General features: G+C 39.9%; 22 protein-coding genes and 3 pseudogenes. 15 read left to right on the top strand and 10 right to left on the bottom strand.

The window, feature by feature from the left end; translation table 11 throughout:
- Window positions 1-34: 34 nt before the first annotated feature.
- Window positions 35-670: a nitroreductase family protein gene (locus tag ACEWFH_RS17545; protein WP_473725032.1), complete on the top strand. Its 636-nt coding sequence runs from the start codon at window positions 35-37 to the stop codon at window positions 668-670.
- Window positions 671-688: 18 nt separating this feature from the next.
- A complete protein-coding gene (locus ACEWFH_RS17540) occupies window positions 689-985 on the top strand; it encodes a putative quinol monooxygenase (protein ID WP_473725031.1) in 297 nt (98 codons plus the stop codon).
- A gap of 48 nt (window positions 986-1,033) precedes the next feature.
- On the opposite strand, the gene ACEWFH_RS17535 is transcribed toward ACEWFH_RS17540, so the two are convergent.
- The 3 genes from ACEWFH_RS17535 to ACEWFH_RS17525 form a co-directional block, all read right to left on the bottom strand.
- Window positions 1,034-1,288: a YiaA/YiaB family inner membrane protein gene (locus tag ACEWFH_RS17535; protein WP_066392185.1), complete on the bottom strand. Its 255-nt coding sequence runs from the start codon at window positions 1,286-1,288 to the stop codon at window positions 1,034-1,036.
- Between the two features lie 123 nt (window positions 1,289-1,411).
- On the bottom strand, window positions 1,412-2,140 hold the full coding sequence (locus ACEWFH_RS17530; protein ID WP_473725030.1) for a helix-turn-helix transcriptional regulator: 729 nt from the start codon (window positions 2,138-2,140) through the stop codon (window positions 1,412-1,414).
- 11 nt (window positions 2,141-2,151) lie between these two features.
- On the bottom strand, window positions 2,152-2,367 hold the full coding sequence (locus ACEWFH_RS17525) for a helix-turn-helix transcriptional regulator (protein ID WP_473725029.1): 216 nt from the start codon (window positions 2,365-2,367) through the stop codon (window positions 2,152-2,154).
- Between the two features lie 86 nt (window positions 2,368-2,453).
- On the opposite strand from ACEWFH_RS17525, the pseudogene ACEWFH_RS17520 reads away from it, so the two are divergent.
- Window positions 2,454-3,361 (top strand): annotated as a pseudogene (locus ACEWFH_RS17520) (SDR family oxidoreductase).
- Window positions 3,362-3,598: 237 nt separating this feature from the next.
- On the opposite strand, the gene ACEWFH_RS17515 reads toward ACEWFH_RS17520, so the two are convergent.
- The 3 genes from ACEWFH_RS17515 to ACEWFH_RS17505 are packed head-to-tail and all read right to left on the bottom strand — an operon-like array spanning window position 3,599 to window position 5,949.
- Window positions 3,599-4,363, bottom strand: coding sequence for a hypothetical protein (locus ACEWFH_RS17515; RefSeq protein ID WP_473725028.1), 765 nt, complete (start codon window positions 4,361-4,363; stop codon window positions 3,599-3,601).
- 18 nt (window positions 4,364-4,381) lie between these two features.
- On the bottom strand, window positions 4,382-5,125 hold the full coding sequence (locus ACEWFH_RS17510) for a hypothetical protein (RefSeq protein WP_473725027.1): 744 nt from the start codon (window positions 5,123-5,125) through the stop codon (window positions 4,382-4,384).
- Between the two features lie 38 nt (window positions 5,126-5,163).
- Entirely contained in the window at window positions 5,164-5,949 is a 786-nt protein-coding gene (locus tag ACEWFH_RS17505; RefSeq protein ID WP_473725026.1) for a hypothetical protein, read from the bottom strand.
- A 102-nt stretch (window positions 5,950-6,051) separates the two neighbouring features.
- Here ACEWFH_RS17505 and ACEWFH_RS17500 point away from each other — a divergent pair, with 102 nt between their 5' ends.
- Window positions 6,052-6,651, top strand: coding sequence for a GNAT family N-acetyltransferase (locus ACEWFH_RS17500; RefSeq protein ID WP_473725025.1), 600 nt, complete (start codon window positions 6,052-6,054; stop codon window positions 6,649-6,651).
- A gap of 24 nt (window positions 6,652-6,675) precedes the next feature.
- Here ACEWFH_RS17500 and ACEWFH_RS17495 read toward each other — a convergent pair whose 3' ends face one another.
- Window positions 6,676-6,933 carry a hypothetical protein gene (locus ACEWFH_RS17495; RefSeq protein WP_473725024.1) on the bottom strand — a complete coding sequence of 86 codons (258 nt, stop codon included), beginning with the start codon at window positions 6,931-6,933 and terminating at the stop codon, window positions 6,676-6,678.
- A gap of 135 nt (window positions 6,934-7,068) precedes the next feature.
- On the opposite strand from ACEWFH_RS17495, the gene ACEWFH_RS17490 reads away from it, so the two are divergent.
- The 6 genes and pseudogenes from ACEWFH_RS17490 (at window position 7,069) to ACEWFH_RS17465 (ending at window position 11,566) form a co-directional block, all read left to right on the top strand.
- Complete coding sequence (locus ACEWFH_RS17490) at window positions 7,069-7,353, top strand: hypothetical protein (RefSeq protein WP_473725023.1); 285 nt, start codon at window positions 7,069-7,071, stop codon at window positions 7,351-7,353.
- 338 nt (window positions 7,354-7,691) lie between these two features.
- On the top strand, window positions 7,692-8,507 hold the full coding sequence (locus ACEWFH_RS17485) for an ATP-binding cassette domain-containing protein (RefSeq protein ID WP_473725022.1): 816 nt from the start codon (window positions 7,692-7,694) through the stop codon (window positions 8,505-8,507).
- A 17-nt stretch (window positions 8,508-8,524) separates the two neighbouring features.
- Window positions 8,525-8,710 carry a hypothetical protein gene (locus ACEWFH_RS17480; protein WP_473725021.1) on the top strand — a complete coding sequence of 62 codons (186 nt, stop codon included), beginning with the start codon at window positions 8,525-8,527 and terminating at the stop codon, window positions 8,708-8,710.
- Window positions 8,689-9,459, top strand: coding sequence for an ATP-binding cassette domain-containing protein (locus tag ACEWFH_RS17475; protein ID WP_473727340.1), 771 nt, complete (start codon window positions 8,689-8,691; stop codon window positions 9,457-9,459). The genes ACEWFH_RS17480 and ACEWFH_RS17475 overlap by 22 nt, the downstream gene beginning before the upstream one ends.
- Window positions 9,460-9,552: 93 nt before the next feature.
- Window positions 9,553-10,425: a hypothetical protein gene (locus tag ACEWFH_RS17470; protein ID WP_473725020.1), complete on the top strand. Its 873-nt coding sequence runs from the start codon at window positions 9,553-9,555 to the stop codon at window positions 10,423-10,425.
- Window positions 10,426-10,592: 167 nt separating this feature from the next.
- Window positions 10,593-11,566, top strand: a pseudogene (locus tag ACEWFH_RS17465) (bile acid:sodium symporter family protein).
- 230 nt (window positions 11,567-11,796) lie between these two features.
- Here the strand turns inward: ACEWFH_RS17465 and ACEWFH_RS17460 are convergent.
- The gene (locus ACEWFH_RS17460; protein WP_473725019.1) at window positions 11,797-12,855 is read right to left on the bottom strand and encodes a peptidyl-alpha-hydroxyglycine alpha-amidating lyase family protein; all 1,059 of its coding nucleotides are present in this window, start codon (window positions 12,853-12,855) and stop codon (window positions 11,797-11,799) included.
- A gap of 306 nt (window positions 12,856-13,161) precedes the next feature.
- On the opposite strand from ACEWFH_RS17460, the gene ACEWFH_RS17455 reads away from it, so the two are divergent.
- Genes ACEWFH_RS17455 through ACEWFH_RS17445 form a run of 3 tightly spaced genes read left to right on the top strand, consistent with a single transcriptional unit; the run spans window position 13,162 to window position 16,200 of the window.
- Entirely contained in the window at window positions 13,162-14,436 is a 1,275-nt protein-coding gene (locus ACEWFH_RS17455; protein WP_473725018.1) for an ammonium transporter, read from the top strand.
- Window positions 14,408-15,475 (top strand): DUF294 nucleotidyltransferase-like domain-containing protein, encoded by a 1,068-nt coding sequence (locus ACEWFH_RS17450; protein WP_473725017.1) that lies wholly within the window; start codon window positions 14,408-14,410, stop codon window positions 15,473-15,475. Before ACEWFH_RS17455 ends, ACEWFH_RS17450 begins: the two co-directional genes overlap by 29 nt.
- Before the next feature lie 56 nt (window positions 15,476-15,531).
- Entirely contained in the window at window positions 15,532-16,200 is a 669-nt protein-coding gene (locus ACEWFH_RS17445; protein ID WP_473725016.1) for an exonuclease domain-containing protein, read from the top strand.
- 38 nt (window positions 16,201-16,238) lie between these two features.
- On the opposite strand, the gene ACEWFH_RS17440 is transcribed toward ACEWFH_RS17445, so the two are convergent.
- Window positions 16,239-16,553, bottom strand: a complete 315-nt coding sequence (locus ACEWFH_RS17440) for a MerR family transcriptional regulator (RefSeq protein ID WP_473725015.1) — start codon at window positions 16,551-16,553, stop codon at window positions 16,239-16,241.
- Window positions 16,554-16,738: 185 nt separating this feature from the next.
- On the opposite strand from ACEWFH_RS17440, the gene ACEWFH_RS17435 reads away from it, so the two are divergent.
- Window positions 16,739-17,308 (top strand): nitroreductase family protein, encoded by a 570-nt coding sequence (locus ACEWFH_RS17435; RefSeq protein ID WP_473725014.1) that lies wholly within the window; start codon window positions 16,739-16,741, stop codon window positions 17,306-17,308.
- A gap of 18 nt (window positions 17,309-17,326) precedes the next feature.
- Here ACEWFH_RS17435 and ACEWFH_RS17430 read toward each other — a convergent pair whose 3' ends face one another.
- Window positions 17,327-18,307 (bottom strand): D-2-hydroxyacid dehydrogenase family protein, encoded by a 981-nt coding sequence (locus ACEWFH_RS17430; protein ID WP_473725013.1) that lies wholly within the window; start codon window positions 18,305-18,307, stop codon window positions 17,327-17,329.
- A gap of 312 nt (window positions 18,308-18,619) precedes the next feature.
- Between ACEWFH_RS17430 and ACEWFH_RS17425 the strand changes: the two are divergent.
- Window positions 18,620-19,041 (top strand): annotated as a pseudogene (locus ACEWFH_RS17425) (DUF1801 domain-containing protein).
- The last annotated feature ends 31 nt before the right edge of the window (window positions 19,042-19,072 follow it).

Here is a 19,072-nt window from a genome sequence, read left to right as displayed (position 1 = left end):
ACATCTAAGACCGACACATAAAGGAGAATGAAATATGCTACAAACTAAAATTAACGACTTCAATGAAATTATCACAGGACGCCGCTCCATTCGTAACTATGATCCATCTGTAAAAATTTCAAGAGAAGAGATGAAGGAGATTTTGGCAGAAGCTTCTCTTGCTCCATCTTCTGTTAACTTACAGCCTTGGCGTTTTGTCGTAATCGATACACCAGAAGGAAAAGAAACGCTAGCACCACTTGCAAAGTTCAACCAAAGACAAGTGGAAACTTCATCTGCAGTCATTGCCGTATTTGCTGACAACAACAGCCTGGATTATTTAGAAAAAATCTATGACAAAGCAGTAGACGAAGGGCATATGCCAGCGGAAGTTAGAGATCAACAAGTACCAGCGATCCGTGGACTTTTAGAACAAATGACGCCAGAACAGTTCAAAGACATGAACTTGATTGATGCAGGGCTTGTTTCTATGCAGCTTATGTTAGTAGCTCGTGCACATGGCTATGACACGAATCCAATCGGCGGATATGAAAAAGCTCAGATTGCTGAAGCTTTTGGTCTAGATAAAAAACGTTATTTCCCTGTAATGCTGCTTTCAATCGGAAAAGCTGCAGATCAAGGATATCAATCTGTTCGTCTATCTGTAGAAGAAACAACAGAGTGGAGATAAGAAAGGGGAGCCATTAATATGATTATTATTCATGCAGGGTTAACTGTTTTAAAAGAAAAAGAAGAAGCCTTTTTGGAAGAAGTAAAAACATTAGTTGAAGCTTCACGTGCAGAGAGCGGAAACATTCAATACGATCTCATGAAAGACACGGAAAAAGAAGCCACTTATTTGATGGTTGAAGTTTGGGCGAGCCAAGAAGCGGTTCAAAGCCATAACACGAGCGAACACTTTGTTGCGTTTGGTAAAAAAGCGCAAAGCTTTATGGCTGCTCCAACAGATGTGAAAATTTATGCTGGTGAACAAGTAAAAAGATAAGGTATGACGAAAGGAAGGCATGTGATGTGCCTTCCTTTTATTGTGGCGTTATTCTGCTTTTGTATATTTTCGCTCTTGTTCAGCGATCAACTCGTCATCTTCCGCGTTATCACGTGTAACTTTTTGAGTAAGAATTGCCCCAACTGCTACCAAAATCATAACAGCAATATAGTACCCTTTTTCGTTCAACTGCAGATTATCAGCGTTATAAAGTCCGATACAGAACATGGATACACCCGCAATAAACGTGAAGTACGCTAGAACCGTAAATGCCGGCGTGTTTCTTCTTCTATGTCGTTGCATATGTAAAGCCCCTTCATTTTGTGATAAATAGATAAACATATATATGCCAAAAGCTAACTTCATTATAATCAATAAATGGAATTATTACCTTATTTTTCTTGTCAGCTATTTTTCTAAATGTGTTTACTCGTACATAGTAAGAATCAATTCAGCCATTTTCCTTACTTCTTCTATTAATGAAGTGGGATGAATGATTCTAATCTGATCACCAAAACCTAAGATATACTCTTTTGCTTCTTGTTCTGTATCAAAGTTAAGTTTTACAGAAGTCCAGCCATTATCTAATTGAGATTCGGTTTTAAGAACTTGAACAAAGCGGCCAGTAAACGTTAGTCGCTGAATGATGGATGGGGAAGCTTCGACATCCACCTCGAACTTAGGCAGATTTTTAACAAAATTTAGTTTAGACTGTTCCCAATACTCGGCAAGCTGAAAGTCTGAAGGTCTGATGAAAGTTTCGTTCGCTAATGCAGCATCCTTTATTCTTGATGCCCTGAAGTTTTTAATTGTTCCGTTTGAAACCGCAATTAAATACCACGTCCGGCCTTTCGCTACCAATCCCAGTGGTTCAACTACTCTTTCAGATAATTCCTTGTTTCCTTTTTCATAGTGCATTTGCAGTTTTCGTTCTTCCCAGATTGCTTGCTGCAAGACGTTAAGAGAAGAAACTTTTTGTGAAGATTTTCTCCAAGTGTCTGTGTCAATATGGATTCGGTTCCACATATCGTTAGCTTGTGTTTGAAAGGAATTTGGAACGGTGGCTAAAAGTTTTTGCCGTGCTTCTTTCCAGTCTTTTGTGAAACCGAGGTCACTGAGCACTTGGAAAGATGGAGACAGGAACAGCACCTTCATCTCATTTTCTTTTAGCCCGGTAAGTCTTGTTCTGTATTGATCAAGAAGTTTCCACCCCCATGTTTTCCTCGGTCTGCCATAACAGGGATACCAGCTGCACTTAATGCTTCCATGTCTCGATGGATGGTGCGTTCTGTCACTTCGAGTTCAGTCGCTAGTGCTTTTGTTGTCATTTTTTTATGATTTTGAAGCAGCAATAAAATGCTGATAAGGCGGTCTGCTCGCATCTTTTTTCTCCTGAATTTTAATATGACATAGGGTGTCAGCTTTATGAATTATACTAAAGATAATTCAAAGCAAGGAGCGAATGCAAATGAAACCTTTAGAAGGAAGAGTCGCGCTAGTAGCAGGTGGAACGAGGGGAGCAGGGCGCGGTATCGCGATGGAGCTAGGCGCGGCAGGCGCAACCGTCTATATTACAGGAAGAACCACACGCAAAGAAGTATCTGAATATGGCAGACCGGAAACGATTGAAGAAACAGCAGAACTCGTGAATGAACTGGGTGGAATCGGCATCCCTGTACAAGTGGATCATCTTGTTTCAGAACAAGTTCGATCATTAATCGAAAAAATCGAAAACGAACAAGGTAGGTTAGATATTCTTGTGAATGACATTTGGGGAGGAGAATACCTGATGGAGTGGAACAAACCCGTCTGGAAGCATTCTCTTGAAAAAGGTTGCGCATGCTGCGCTTGGGGATTGAAACCCACCTGATAACAAGTCATTTTGCACTTCCGCTATTAATAAAAAATGAGGGTGGATTGGTTGTCGAGATGACAGATGGAACCGAAAAGTATAATGAAAAATATAGGGTGACTATGTTCTATGATTTAGCGAAAAGCTCGGTGATTCGAATGGCAAAGTCTTTATCGCATGAGCTTGAACCTTACAATTGTACGGCAGTTTCATTGACGCCGGGTTGGATGCGTTCAGAAATTATGCTTGAGACGTTTGGCGTAACTGAGGAAAATTGGGAAGATGGGTTAGAGAAAGATCCACACTTTGGCATTTCAGAAACACCTCGCTTTGTCGGACGAGCGGTTGCCGCACTCGCGGGAGACGAAGCACGACATGAGTTGAATGGTCAATCATTATCAAGCGGCGAACTTGCCAAGAAGTATCATTTTTACGATGTAGATGGATCTCAACCTGATTGCTGGCGATATCTAGTGGAAGTGGTTGAGGATGGTAAACCCGCAGATACAAAAGGTTACAGGTAGTTAAAAAAGGAGAGGGAAACAAAAAAGGCACATTGGCACCTTATCGTTTCCCTTTTTTAACCACCATATAGATCACAAAACACAACCAACAAAAACAGACGATATATATAACGATTGTCCACTTAAATAAATCGATGCTGTATATTTTTTCTATTGAGTTTACAACGATCAGGATGAGTACTAATAAATATGAGAAGTGAAGGGGCCAATTTTCTTTTTCAAGATAAACACCCTTTTCTAGTTTAAACGTACCATGGATTTTTTACTTGCTTCCTTAAGAAGTGGAATCAGATAATCAACTGTATTGCGTTTGTCGGTATTGATAAAGTTGTTTATCGTTTCTGATTTGTTTTTAATCGTAATCATTTCTGCAAACTCGGGAATCTCACCATTACCCACTAAATCATCACAAAAATCTTTATACCTATTTTCCAACTGATGAAGTGTTAAGTCGAGCTGAATATAATAGAGAACCGTGATAAAATCATAAGTTCCGCCTGTTTTTATAAAACAAGGAAAACATCTTGTCACGTTATCATTTTCGATACCCAGCTCTTCAGTCATTTCTCGTAATACACTATTTCTTAGTTGAAATTGATTTCCTTTAAGATCTTCTCTGCTTAACCCTCCGCCAACACACTGCAGCCTGCCAGGGTATGCCGTATGATCATTCATCTCACCAAACACGAAGTAAGAATCTGAGGTTTCCACTAAGCCTGCTCCGTAAATAACTTTGCAGCCCTCACCACTAACTGGCTCATTTTTTACGGAATAAAGATAATGAGCGTAATCAGTGGTTTTTAAGTTTAGCTTCATTTCTTTATCTGTTTCTTCAAGGACATCCACATGAAAAACTTCGCCTCGGGTAAAACGGCTGTCAGAATTAAAACGAGTCCAAAAGTTTTCAACTTCAGCTTGGAATGCTGGTGATAACTGCACAGGATGATTAGCCAATGTGATCTTTACAGGTTTCGTAATGGGTTTAAGTATGACTGATTTCATAATGTGTATCCTCCAAGTTTAAAACATAAAAGGTCCAACAACTAAAGATAAGAAAAAAGTATTCAGAACAGCGAAATAACAAATAGATGTGAGCATGCTCCAATCTTGTTTTTTACCGAACCAAACAGCTACGCCACTAAACAAAGCAAGCGCAATCGGTATAGCAAATGAACTTCCTGAAAAGGTTAAGAAGTCAGGGGCAAACATGTAATAGTGGGTATTAAATAGCTTCTGAATAAAGACGACTTGCACACCGAGAAACAGCGCAAGAATGGTGTACATAACGCGTTTATCCTCATCCTCTATGAGTTTTATTTTCGTCATATAGATGATAATTGCAAAGAGAACAGCTGGTGTAATCCAATAGATCGAGCTCATCGCAAAAATCAGTCCTTGGAAGAGGGAAAGTATGGTTGCAGAAGCAGCTTGTTTAAAATCTTCTTTCGTTACGGCAACGCTTTTTTCGATTACGTCTGGTTTCGTGGAAGCCCCACTAAACGTAAACTCTTTGTTGCCGATCAAGTTCATCCACATGATCGATTCGTCACCAAGCCGATGTGCGTACATAGACTGATGATTTGTTGTACTGCGGAGTTCTGTCATCCATACGTCCCCATCAGGACGAGCTTCGTAAACATTCACTGCTTCTTTTTCATTCGATTTAAGTGCTCGGGTTGTAAATAAAATTTTTGCGGAATTGTTTTCATCAACGCCGTATTCAATATACTTCGGGTTCTCCAGCTTTACACCGTTTTTATCCATGAATGTCATCTTGTTAAATTGCCACTCTTTATTCGTTCCTAATTGATTCGTTCCTTGATAAACAGTATACGATTTTCCGCCAGAGCTATTTTTAAAAAGGTATAATAGATCGTTAAATCTATGCCGTTTTCAATAAAATAAAAACCAAAATGATTTTCATTAAGTGCCTCACTTTTATCCAAAATGAGATGCGACTTGTAATCTGAGCCTTTAACTAATTCATAAAAAATTGCTTTTACCTGCTTAGCTTGTGAAGTATTAATTCCAATGCTGATAAAGGAATCGGATTGACTGTTTAGAGCAACAGATCGTAATCGTTCATCGACTTTATTAATAGATCGTATACTCCAAGAGCCGATATTCACTTTAAGAAGTTCATGTTCTTTAAAATAAATGATGTTATTCGGATTTGAATCCATCCCGTAAACATCTTCATCCAATATGTTTTCTTGTTTGCCATCATAATGAATAAGCTGCTTGTCCTTTACAAAAACATAATCATTACCATTAACCCAAAAATTTTGAGGACTTGGTATGGATACAGGCACTGTTTTTTTATCTGTTACCTGCAGGTTGTCTGTCACTTTAAAGCTTAAAACCTCATTTTCTTTCGGAACATAAACATGCTGTGCTCCATTCTCTTCTTGAAAAACAGGTTTTACCTCACCAACACTTTCGGTTGCAAGTGGCAAAGATCGACTCCATCCCTCATCTGGAAGCATTAATTCCTTCTCTATATTTTTCAAAGTGAAAGCAGTAAAGATAATCGCAAAAAAGATGAAAGGAATCAAAAACGGCTTAACCTTAGCACCCATCTTTTTCATGAAACATTCCCCCTTACTGCAAAAATTCGACATTCGCCCATAATTTTCCTTTTTATTAAGAGGGGGAAGAGATACAATGTTATAAAAGCGAGGTGTGGTTGCGTGGAGGTAAAGAAAATTTATGATAACTTGCCAGTGTTGGAAACGGAGCGGCTGATCTTAAGAAAAATTACGTTAAATGATGCAGAAGATATGTTTCAATATGGTTCAGATGACGACGTTTCAAAATTTGTAACGTGGGATTCGCATCAATCGCTCGACGATACGAAGAAGTTTATAGAGTTTGTTTTAGGAAAGTACGCACGTGGTGAAGTTGCACCATGGGGAATAGAACGAAAAGAAAACGGAGAATTTATTGGAACGGTAGACTTTGTTTCATGGCAGCCTAATCACCACACAGCGGAAATTGGATATGTTCTATCTAAGAAATATTGGAGTCAAGGAATCATAACAGAAGCGGCAACTGAACTCATTAAGTTTGGGTTTAAGCATATGGACCTTGTAAGAATTCAGGCAAGATGTTTTCTAGAGAACGCTGGATCGGAAGGTGTTATGAAAAAGCTCGGGATGTCATATGAAGGGATTCTTAGGAAAGCAATGTTCGCGAAAGGGAAGCATCAGGATTTGAAAGTGTATTCGATTTTGAAAGAAGAGTTTACGGAAAAAAATCTAAAACTAAGAATTAAAGTGATAAACAGCTGAGCACCTCTGCTCAGCTGTTGTTTTTTATGGCTGACTCCAAATGATTGTCATGATTGCTTGAAAAAGAACAAATAAGCCAATAATTGAAAAAACGCCTGCAAAAGCTGTTTTTCGCATAACCCCTTTTTTAGAAAACAGGGCAAACATAATTGCCAACCCAAGACTTGCTGCAATCCATTGATATATGTAGTCTCCGATAAAAGTCACATCTGGAGCTACAACAATCAGCAGAATAATGGACACCGAAAAGAAGATGGACAAGATTCCAAACGTTTTCTTCATTTTTCCTCCTAAAGTATAGATCTATTTATCTATTCTCTAGTTTCTAATTTTTTCCTTTAATGAAACGTAAGTATGATTAAAATTCTCTAAGCCTGTTGTATGATAACCTTACATTTACATGAAGGAGAGTGAGTGATGAACAGTATTGAATTTGTATTGATGCTTTATTTAATACCACTTTGTCTCGTTTCCTTCTTAGTAAGCGGTGTGCTGCAATATCTCTTTCCTCGGGCAAAGCTGTATCTCATTGTTTTAGGTGTTTATGTCTTCGTTTCACTCTATCTATGGTATCGTGCATGGATTGTAGATTGGACGCTGCTATCTTTTGTTGCTGGTTCGTCCATGATTGCTATAGCTCTTGTTATCCTGTATAGGAAGGTTTATCGAATGGCAGAAAAGAAAGCGAATGAGATGAAATGATTTTTGCTGAAAGTTGATTGACATTTTTCACTGGCAAAAATATACTAATAACTGTAAGTAGAAGTCATTTTGGAAAGGAACGGTACTACGCTGATGTGGAAAACTCTTATTTTATTAGGCTAACTCTAAACTAATGAGACCTGGAGAATAGGATAAGTCTGCCCATTTTGCGTACACGCGTACCTTTTAAATCCAATATGATTTCACACAAAAAACTTTTTGTTTTTGTGTTTATTTGGATACGTGTAAAGCATATGTGTGCAAACCAACCTCTCTGGGCTCCAGGGAGGTTTTTTGTTGACCTCCTGTAATCCATACAGATAAAAGAGGTGAGCTGCATGACGATTGTATTACAAGTCAAAAAATTGCAGAAAAAATTTGGTGAACGAGAACTATTAAAAGAAATTTCATTTGATATACGGCAAGGCGAGAAAATCGGCCTAGTCGGCTGGAACGGCAGTGGTAAAACAACACTCGTCAATTTACTGATGGGGACTGTTGAAATAGATAGAGGATCGATTACAACATGGCCAGCCCATTTACACATGGGATACCTGCCGCAATCAACGGATTACATGCTGAATGTGGAAAAAGAAATGCGTGAATCAGCTGAGGATCTGTTAAAAACGAGTAAACAGCTTGGACTGCAGAAACACTTGTTGGAAAAGGGAGAGTTTGGACGCTTAAGTGGCGGTGAACGACTGAAGGTATCCATTGCTAAAATCTGGGCGAACCACCCGGAATTCTTGATTTTAGATGAGCCGACAAATCATCTGGATCTTCAAGGGATCAGCTGGCTGACAGCAGAAGTACAAAATTATAGTGGTGCTGCTATCATCATCTCGCATGACCGTCACTTTCTAGATCAGACGGTGAACAAAATCTTTGAGCTGGAAGATGGCAAACTGACCATTTATGAAGGGAATTATTCGGCGTATCGAGCAGAGAAACAGCGTCGTTATGAACAGCAAAAGCGAGACTATGATAAACAGCAAAGAAAGATCGAGATGATCGAGCAGCAAGTAAATACGTTGAAAACTTGGTCTGAAAAAGCGCACCGAGAAGCTGGTAAGGGAGGGACAGCGGCGGAAAATAAACAGATGGGCCTTCGTGAATTTGAACGGGCGAAAGCAAAGAAAAAGATAACCAAGTGAAGTCGAAGCTGAAACGATTGAATCTGGAATTATCGAAAACGGGCATTGATAAGCCGAAAGAAGAGACAGATGTCTTTTTCCAGTTTGATGCTGCTGGTAAGAGAGGAAAACGATTGATTGAAGCACGCGGATTAGCGAAGGAATTTGGTGATCGTACATTGTTTGAAAAAGTCATTTTTATATCAAGCATGGTGAGAGGATAGGTTTACAAGGAGCAAACGGAGCGGGTAAGACTACTTTTATAAAAATGCTGCTTGGGGCAGAGCCGATCACGTCCGGTTCAATTTGGAAAAGCGACTCGATGAAAATCGCTTATCTTTCTCAAGATGTGAGTGATCTGCCGGAAGAAAAAACGGTGTATGAATACTTCGATTTGGAGGAGAAACATCAAGTGACGCAGGCAAGGACGATTTTTGCCAACATGGGGATCGAGGATCGAAAACTCTCGAAGCCGATCCGTCACTTAAGTTTAGGAGAGAGAACAAGAGTTAAACTGGTCCTCATGATTTTGCAAGAATACGATGTGCTCATTTTGGATGAACCTACGAATCACTTAGATCTCCCTAGCCGCGAGCAGCTGGAGGAAACATTGTCACAGTTTTCAGGCACGCTTATCATCGTTTCTCATGACCGTTTTTTCGTTGAAAAGCTGTGTGACAAGCTGCTGATTATTGAAAATCAGCAGATCAAGAGAGTGGAGATGGGACTTGGGGAATACGAAGAGCAGAGTAAGCGGTATTCTATTGATGGAGGTCAGGATCTCGCAGAGGAACTGGCTATAATAGAGAACAAAATTTCAGAACTGCTAGGAAAAATAAGTTTTTGTAAAACGGGGACAGAAGAGTATGAAGCGGTCGATCAAGATTTATTGAAATTAATGAATAGAAAACGTCAGCTTATACAAAAAAATAAGCCTAAAAAGCCAAATGGGATAATCCCTTTGGCTTTTTAATGTTTACAAACAAAAAATTCTAGTCTCTAAGGCTCTTTTTCACTTTTTTAAAACACTTATAGGATGAATCAATTTTATAAGGGGAAGAAAAAGTTGAGAGCAGGGAACATTCGTCAATTTGCTTCACTTAGCCAGTTTCAAAATGTAAAAGAGTTTAATGAACATAAACGTTATTTATTGGAACATCACGCAGGTTTGTTTACGAAGTCAGAGTTCCTGGCATTTGAGCTGCTCAGCCAATATAGTGTGGTCGTTCCAGGAGTAGCGAACGCAAAAATCGATACGCTTGTTGATAAAAGTGCTAATAAAGGTGGCAGTATCTCGCGCGCTTCTTTTATCCGAATGCTGCGAAAAGCGAAGAATGCGGGGATTTTAGTCGTACATAAGACGTATCGAGCAAGCGGTGGATTTGCTCATAATGTATTTGTCTTTCAGCGGTTTGATCCACCGAGTGAAACGAAAGTGATCCATCGTGAGGAAGGTGAAACCACTTGCGAGAGTATGACTGAGCATGTGGAAATGGTGCAGGAAACTATAAATCTCTATAAAAATCAAAAAGATAAAGATCTAAAGATACGTAAGGAGAACGTCTCATCTGACAACTCATCAAGTCCTCCTTCTTTGGAAGACCTCGATGAATCCTTCACGCCGGATTCTGTTCCAAAGGATTTCATACATACGGTAAAACCTTTTTATAACACGGCTGTAGAAATTTTTACTTTTTGGGAGAAAGCAAAACTCGCATATAACAAGTTTAGTTTTGAACGTCCGCTGGAGTTTATGGTAACTGTTGTGATCGACGCGTTCAAAACAACTGTTTTTCACTACAAAAATCGGAAAATCAAGGCGTCATTTATGCAATATTTTTACGGGACGCTAAAAGGAATGTTTATGGTAGAGAAAAGGCGTGAACATATGGCTAGAGTGCCTCGGTACAACTGGCTGGACGAGCCTGAAATTGGCTGATCACATAATTTTTTTAGTCATCACATAAAAAATAGGGATGATCACATAAAAAAACGGCCTCATCACATAAAAATGGACCTTGATCACATAATTCTAAATTTTTCGGCAAAAAACATTGAAATTTCAGATAATTAGTTTATACTCTCATAAAAAGGAGAGTGACAACCATGAGATTTCTAGAGAAAGTAAGTAAAGCGGCAGGCAACACCTTTGCGGTTTGGGTGATTCTGTTTGCCATTTTAGCATTTGTTGTTCCAGGAGGCTTCACATGGATCGCTCCCACATTCCATTGTTACTGGGAATTATCATGTTCGGCATGGGGCTTACCCTGTCACTAAATGATTTTAAAGCGGTGTTTCAAGCCCCGAAAAGTGTATTGCTAGGTGTGGCAGCACAGTATACGGTCATGCCTCTCCTTGCATTTGGACTAGCAACGGCATTTCAATTGCAGCCAGAAGTGGCAGTTGGCGTTATCTTAGTAGGATGCTGTCCAGGCGGAACGGCATCGAACGTAATGACGTACTTAGCAAAAGGAAACACAGCCTTGTCGGTTGCTGTAACATCCGTGGCTACACTGCTCGCACCGATTTTAACACCAGCACTAACACTTCTGTTTGCGAGCAAATGGCTCCCCGTATCAGCGGGCAGTTTGCTGTTATCAATTGTTCAGATTGTACTTGTACCCATTGTATTAGGTCTTGTTGTTAAACTTTTATTCCGTAAACAAGTTGAAAAAAGCGTTGCTGCACTTCCGCTTATCTCTGTTGTGGGAATTGTGGCTGTAGCATCCGCTGTTGTTGCAGCGAACGCAAAACAAATTGCAGAGACAGGATTATTGATCTTTTCCATTGTTGTTCTTCACAATGTGTTGGGTCTTTTAATAGGTTTCCTGATCGCGAAAGCACTAAAGCTAAACTTTGCGGATCAAAAAGCCATTTCCATTGAAGTCGGGATGCAAAATTCAGGTCTAGGTGCGGCGCTTGCCGTTGCTCACTTTTCACAGTTGTCTGCCGTGCCAAGTGCGATTTTCAGTGTATGGCACAATATCTCAGGACCGCTGCTTGCTACTTGGTGGGGGAAGAGGGCTGATCGTAATGCCGCACAAACTAGTACTCACACCACTACATCTAAGGTGGTTTAAAGTTGTTATTCAATGTTTTCGGTCTTCGTTCACGAAGTATGGTAGATTTCCGTGCAATAGATTTCCGCGCAGTCTGCAGTGTGGTGTCCATCTTCTTTAGATCGCAATCGAGGGAGATAAAGCTCTATGTGTAGTTAATGCCTAACTATAGTGTATGTGGGGAGTATTTGTTATAGCGATACTCCCTTTAACACATCTACTATAGGAATTTTAATTTGAGGAACTTTCCATTAGACGAAACTCTTGTAGCCGTTTATTTTTAAGTTCTGCCACATACATGTTTCCTTTTCATCAACAGCTATATCATGCGGGATTTTAAGTTGTCCTACTTCTTTACCCCAACTTCCGAAGCGTTCTATAACATCACCATTTTTATTTAATATGATTATCTGGCTAGTAAGATTATCTTTTGAACCATTTAAATAATCTCCTCCATCCACTACGTATATTTTTTGATTTCTTCCTACCTCAACACCAAATGGTCTCCCAATTTCAACATCATTCCATTCATCAATAGCATTTCCTTCACTGTCTAACACTTGAATCCTAGCATTATTGCGGTCAGCTACATAAATATTACCTTCGTGATCACTACTAATTCCATGCGGTAAATTAAACTCACCTAGTTTGTCACCAAGCTTATTTACTTGCCATTCTAATTTTCCGTTTGGATCAAATTTGACTATTCTATGATTTCTGTAACCATCTGCTACAACAAATGAACCATCATTCAAGACGGTTACATCTGTAGGTCTTGCAAATGTATAATCATTCATAAAAGTAGGGAAATTGGGTATTTTATTTCGAATTCGTAAACTCCATTCCAAACCCAATGGATAATCTTCACCAAACGTTTGAAGAAGTTTGCCTTCTGGACTAAATTTGAATACCTTATTTAATGAGATGTCTGTTATCCATATTTGATTCTTGTTATCAATGTCGATACCATGAGGAGATTTGAACAAATTCTCTCCCCAAGTATTCTTAACCATCTTCGTTTTTCCATCTAAAACAACGATTGTAGGTTCCGCAATGTAGTTGCTGTTTCCATATTGTCCACTCGCACGATGTAAATAGTATATGTCTCCCTTAGAGTTAACAGCAACTCCACTTCCTTCACCAGTAGCTTCTCGATCTGTCGCTAAAAGGATTGTTGCCTTATAAGATGCAGGTTTTACGATCTCCTTAGGATGCGATTTATATACTACAGCTGATTTTCCAAAATTGAAAATGAAAATAAGGGAAAAGATTACTAATGTGAACAAAAGTGTGATTTTAAATTTTCTCATGCTAAAATCCTCCTGATTAATTAAGTTGCGTGATTTATCTTACCTACAATGAACTTCGTATAAAATAGACTCAAGATATATTCTGTATACAACTTAAGGCGTATAGAGCATGTGAATACGCAGATGAGCCAAGCGAGCGTTCTGAAAAGAAGCAGACGTCAAAGCTAACCCTCAAACAAAAAGGGTTAGCTTTTTCGCTTACACCACCCGCACTTAAAAACCATGTCAGATTATCTGACATGGGTGTAAAATCTGCGCTGAAACTGTATAGAATGAAAAGAAACAGTTAAGCAGGGGGCGTTCTTTATGGAAGAAATCATGTTTTCGTTAAACAGTGTCTGGCTTGTGCTAGGTGCACTTCTCGTCATTTTGATGCAGGGTGGGTTTATCTTACTTGAAGCAGGTTCGACGCGAATGAAGAATGCCGGGCATATTGCAGGTAAAACGGTCTTTACGTTTGGATTGGCATCTATCGTATTCTGGGCTGTTGGTTATGGTTTTATTTTTGGTGGGAATTCTAATTTCTTTATCGGTTTGTCTGACTTTTTCTATTCAGGTGATCAAGCGGAAGGTATGCCATATTCAACAGCTGCGTTTTTCTTATTCCAGCTTGCATTTGCTGGCATTTCGTTAACGATTGCGTTCGGCGGATTTGCGGAACGTGCGAAATTATCCGCATACCTTGTGTTTGCGATTCTATTTTCAGTAATCGTTTATCCGGTTGTTGCTCACTGGATTTGGGGCGGCGGATGGTTAGCGGAACACGGCAAGCAAGATTTTGCTGGTTCGACGGTTGTTCACTTAACAGGTGCGATGGCAGCTTTCGCGGCAACGATTTTACTGAAGCCGCGTATCGGAAAGTTTAATAAAAATGGTACTTCGAACAATATATTCGGACACAATCAAGTGTACACAGCATTAGGTGTTATCATTCTTTGGGTAGGCTGGTTTGGTTTTAATGGAGGAAGTACGTTTGTTGTAGATGATGGTTTCTTCGGATTTGTTGCGCTAAACACGAACCTTGCTGCAGGGGCAGGGGCAGTAGCTGCACTTATTATTTCATGGATGGTTCTAGGTAAATCAGATATCCCTACGATACTAAACGGTGCTTTAGCAGGACTTGTTGCCATCACGGCATCATGTGCATTTGTTGAAACGTGGGCAGCGGTCCTCATTGGATTCGTTGCAGGAATTCTTGTATTCTACTCTGTGAAGTTATTCGATAAATTAAAAGTGGATGACCCGATCTATGCGCTAAGTGTTCATGGGGCGGCAGGTGTTTGGGGGACGTTATCAACAGGTCTTTTTGCAACACCAGAACTTGCAACAGTTGGTAAGCCAGGCTTGTTTTATGGCGGCGGCTTCTCACAGCTCGGTGTTCAAGCAATGGGTGTTTCAGTATCAGCGCTCTACGCGTTTGTTGTTTCTTTCGCTCTTTTATACGTAATGAAAAAAGTGATGAAAGGACTTCGTGTATCTGAGGAAGAAGAGATTATTGGTCTCGATGTTAGTGAACATGGAAACTACGGATATCCAGAAGCGTTTATTACGAATGAAGAGAAAAACAGAATTGCAAATTAATCGTGATAAACAGCATTGGGGATCATTCCTCAATGCTTTTGTCGATATAGGGTGTGTGGAAATGACTTATTCATCAATAAAAAAATGGCGTGATAGTGAGTGGTATCGTCATGATCAGTCGTCACATGAGTTAAATGGATTTCACGATGAGATTATGAAGAGAGTATTTGATGCAGCATTAGAAAACCAGTCAAGTACATGTGGGCCGCCGCCTTGTGGCTATTCTTGGTTTGTTATGGGTAGTGCCGGCCGATTTGAACAGGCCATCATCAGTGACCAAGACCACGGTTTAATCTATGAGAACAACACGGAAGAAGCGTTTCAATATTTTATGAAGTTCGGAAAAGAGCTGGCTGATGGCTTGAACGAAGTCGGCTATCCATATTGTGATGGCAATGTGATGAGTTCGAATGCATTATGGTGCAAATCGAAAACAAAGTGGAACGAACAGCTATCAAAATGGTTGAGAGAAGAAAGTTTTGAAAGCATTCGATTTCTGCTGATTTTTTATGATGCACGCGTGCTTAAAGGGGAAAACGAATTTATCACTGAACTTAAAGAGATCGTACACGACTATATCAAAAAGAATCCGCCGTTCCTGGAGAGATTGTTAGAAAACACGCAGCACGTAAAGAAGGCAGTTGGCTTCTTTCATCAATTTTTAACAGAAACTCACGGCTCTCATGCGGGCAGCATCGATCTAAAGCAATCAGGCTTTTTTCCGTATGTGAATAACGTTCGGCTCTTAGCGATGAAAGAAAGTATAGAAGCTACTTCAACGCTTTCAAGAATTGATGAACTATCAAAGCTTCGAAAATATCAGCAAGAACTCAGTTGGTGTACCGCAGAATTCGAGAAGCTTCTTCACTACAGACTTCAGTATCATAAGAAAATGACGGAAAGTTATGATGACATCCACTATCTGAATATAAAAGAACTCAGCAAAGAAGAACGGAAAGACATGAAGCATATTTTGTTAAACGGACAAAAACTACAAGACTATACCCAGTCTGTTATTAAGGGAACGATGCATAGATGAGAATGAATCCGCTCATACAATTCATGAAACAAGTTCAGGGGAAAATAAACTCAAGCGTGTACGCATCGTTACAAGGGCAATCAAGTCCGCACCATATTGCTTTTTTGAGACAACTTGAAAAAGAGTTAAAAGTAGAAGAGAGCTTAGTCGTTCCGCTCAATGAATTAAACGTTGTCGTGTTCGATTTTGAAACGACAGGCTTTTTTCCGGAACAAGGAGATGAAATTCTATCGATCGGTGCCATAAAGGTGAAAGGCGGAGAGGTTCTGCAAGAGGAAACCTTCTATTCTCTTGCTCGCTGTAATCGTGAACTTACACATGAAATAAAGGAGCTTACTGGTATTGAAGAAAGCGATCTCGAAGTTGCGCCTGAACTGTCAAAGGTACTGGTCGATTTTTATGATTTTGTAAAAGGAGCCGTGTTAGTAGCGCACCACGCCAGTCATGAAAAGAAGTTTCTGCAGCACTACAACTGGAAGCTTTTCCGCAGTCGGTTCAAGCATAGAATAGTAGATACGTCATTTTTATTAAAACTTGCTGAACCAAATGTGAGTCTCGTTCGTTTAGAAGATTGCTGTGATCACTGCGGTATTCCGGTTGTTGATCGGCATCATGCATTAGGGGATGCGAAGATGACGGCGAGGCTTTGGAGTATTTATGTTGAAAGAATACAAGCGTTAGGGATGAAGAATTTAAGAGAAGTCTATGAACGGCTATCACGATAAAACAGCTGGTACCTTATCGCTAAAGGAGCCAGCTGTTTTTAGTTTCTCATATTAAATTGAGCGTTAATCTGACCGCGGATCATCTTGTTGCGTTCGTCACGTTTCTGTTTTTTCGTGAATTCCTTTTTGATTTCATAGGTTTGTACACCATCTTCAATTTGATCGGCAATCTCCATGAGCCGCTCAACGTCTGAAAACGAGTACTTGCGTGTTCCTTTTCCTGTTCTTTCGGGAAAGATAAGCTTTCGTTCTTCGTAGTACCGGATCTTACGTTCGGATAATCCGGTTAATTCGCTAATGATGCCAATCGACATGACTTTTTTATCTTTATAAGATGTTTTATCAACAGACATTTCAATCCTCCTAAACAGTAGAATAAAGAACCTAACCGAACGATTTCAAGTATTGTTATATATTGTATCATATTAATGTTAGGTTTTCTTACATATATTTTATTCCCATTTAACATGTTGGTGAGCACAACTTTATTCTATTCATCATTGTCCCAGAATATCTGTTAAGAAAGGGAGGGCGAATAATGGAAACCTTCGACGCGATCCTTAACAGAAGAAGTATCGGAAAAGTAAAAGGCGATCCCGTCCCAGTCTCGTTTATTGAAAAAATGTTAGAAGCGGCGACATATGCTCCAAACCATTACCGAACAGAGCCATGGCGTTTTTTTGTGTTAAGAGGGGATAGCAGAAAGAAATTGGGAGAAGTGTTAGAGAAAATTGCGAGAGAGGATAATGCTAGTTTAGAGCCAGATGAACTGGAACGGAAAGCAGAGAAAGCACGGAATAACCCTTTGCGCGCACCGGTCATAATAGCGGTTGGAGTTGAACCGAGTGATAAGAAGAACGTGATTGAGATTGAAGAATATGCTAGCGTTCATAGCAGCATTCAAAACATGCTGCTCACCGCGCAAGAACTAGGTTTAGGCGCCATCTGGCGGACAGGTGCTGTAACGTATCACTCAAAAGTAAAGAAGTTCTTCGGAATGAGTGTGAACGGAGCGATAGCGGGATTTATCTATGTGGGTTATCCGGATATGAGCGTGAAGCCAGTGAAGAAGACGGGGTTTAAGAGCTATACGGTGTGGATGGATTAATAAAGTGAAAGCCCACTTTTAGACAGTGGGCTTTTTGCTTGTTAGAACCTCTGTATTCACAATACGTTGTGGGTTTCCATCAATAATAAATGAAATAATGTTATCCACACTCGTTGATAAAAACTTGTGAAACATATTGTCTGTTTTCCACCCGATGTGCGGAGTTAGGACCACATTATGGAGCTGCAGGAGAGGATGGTCTGGTCGGAGAGGTTCTTCTGAAAAAACGTCCAATCCTGCTCCAGCAATCCACTTTTCTCTTAATGCTTTTACAAGTGCCTCTTCATCCAGTATTTCTCCTCTAGATGTGTTGATCAGGAATGCATCGTTACGCATTACTTTAAAATGTTCTTCTTGAAGCATGTGTTTTGTTGCAGGTACGAGTCTTACGGCAACAATGATAAAATGAGAAGTCTGCAATAGATGGTTCAACTCTCTATATTCAACGTCCTGAGCATGAGCTCGTTCTTTCGTTAGCCGAGGACCCCAAGCGACAACGTTCATGTTGAAAGTTTTAGCGATCATCGCAACACCTGAACCGATTTTACCGAGTCCGATAATGCCCACCGTTTTGTTCTCAAGTCCCATTCCAATAGATTCGGTCCAAGTGCCTTGTTTTATCTCTTGATTCAAGTGTAATAGATTACGAGCGTGTGCAAGCATCATGCCGAAGATCAACTCAACAACAGCCGCTGAACCTCCTGGAGTTGTAGCGACAGGAATGTTGAGCTGAGTGGCTGCATCCATATCGATATGGGCAAGGCCTGAACCAGTTTGCGCAATCAGTTTAATGTCCTTCAAGTGCTGCAGCACGTCTTTTGAAAACATAGAGCGCTCTCTGATAGGGATGATGATGTCTGCATGTTCAATGCGGTTCATCAGTTCACTTTGCGTAGGTTTGTCGTGGTAAATTTCGACGATAAAGTGCTGCTTTAAGCGTTCAATTTCAGGATTTGTAGCAAAGCTTTTCTCCCAATCATCCAAAATGACAACGTTCACCGTGTCCAACCCCTCTTTTGTTTGTTATTTCCATTTAATCATAACGAAAAAAGACGAAAAGCTCTTCTTTTTTACATTTTAGGGATGTGTTTTTAGGGACTGTATGCTTTGATTTGGCTTTTATACGAGGTAATTCAAAATATATCCGTACATAAGTAATTTTTATACGAGGTAATCCTGAATATATCCGCACATAAAAATATTTAAACGATTTTCGACAAATCCACCACCAAAGTCGGCTGTGTAAAAAGGAATTATGTCATGGAACACGAATCTGAAAAAGAGAGCATGTAAAGGAGGCGCCAAGTAAATATGTATGAACAAAAAACAAAAGAAACCAACCATAGTGTCATAGAGTTTATTGAAAATGTAGATAGTCCGAAAAGAGAGAAGATGCCTATAAGCTTCTTGATATTTTTACGGAAACAACAGGTTATGAGGCAAAGATGTGGGGACCGAGCATCATTGGTTTTGGGTCGTATCACTACAAGTACAAAACCGGGCATGAAGGGGACGCGCCGCTTGTTGGCTTCTCGCCAAGAAAAGCGAAGATCAGCCTTTATTTTGCGCCAGGAGATCCTGAACGTGAAGCGTTGCTAAGTAAGTTTGGTAAACATACAACAGGTGCTGCATGCGTGTACATAAACAAACTAGCCGATGTTGATGTCGATGTGTTAAAGAAACTGATTACGCGATCTGTGAAGTTTTTGTTGAAAACCTACCCTCAAGAATAATGGTTAAAAAGTAAAAGTTAGAAAAGGAGTT

The organism is Fictibacillus sp. EA-CB0309, from assembly GCF_055814265.1.
Note: the sequence above shows the minus strand (reverse complement) of the source record. Positions and strands in the feature narration are given on the sequence as shown.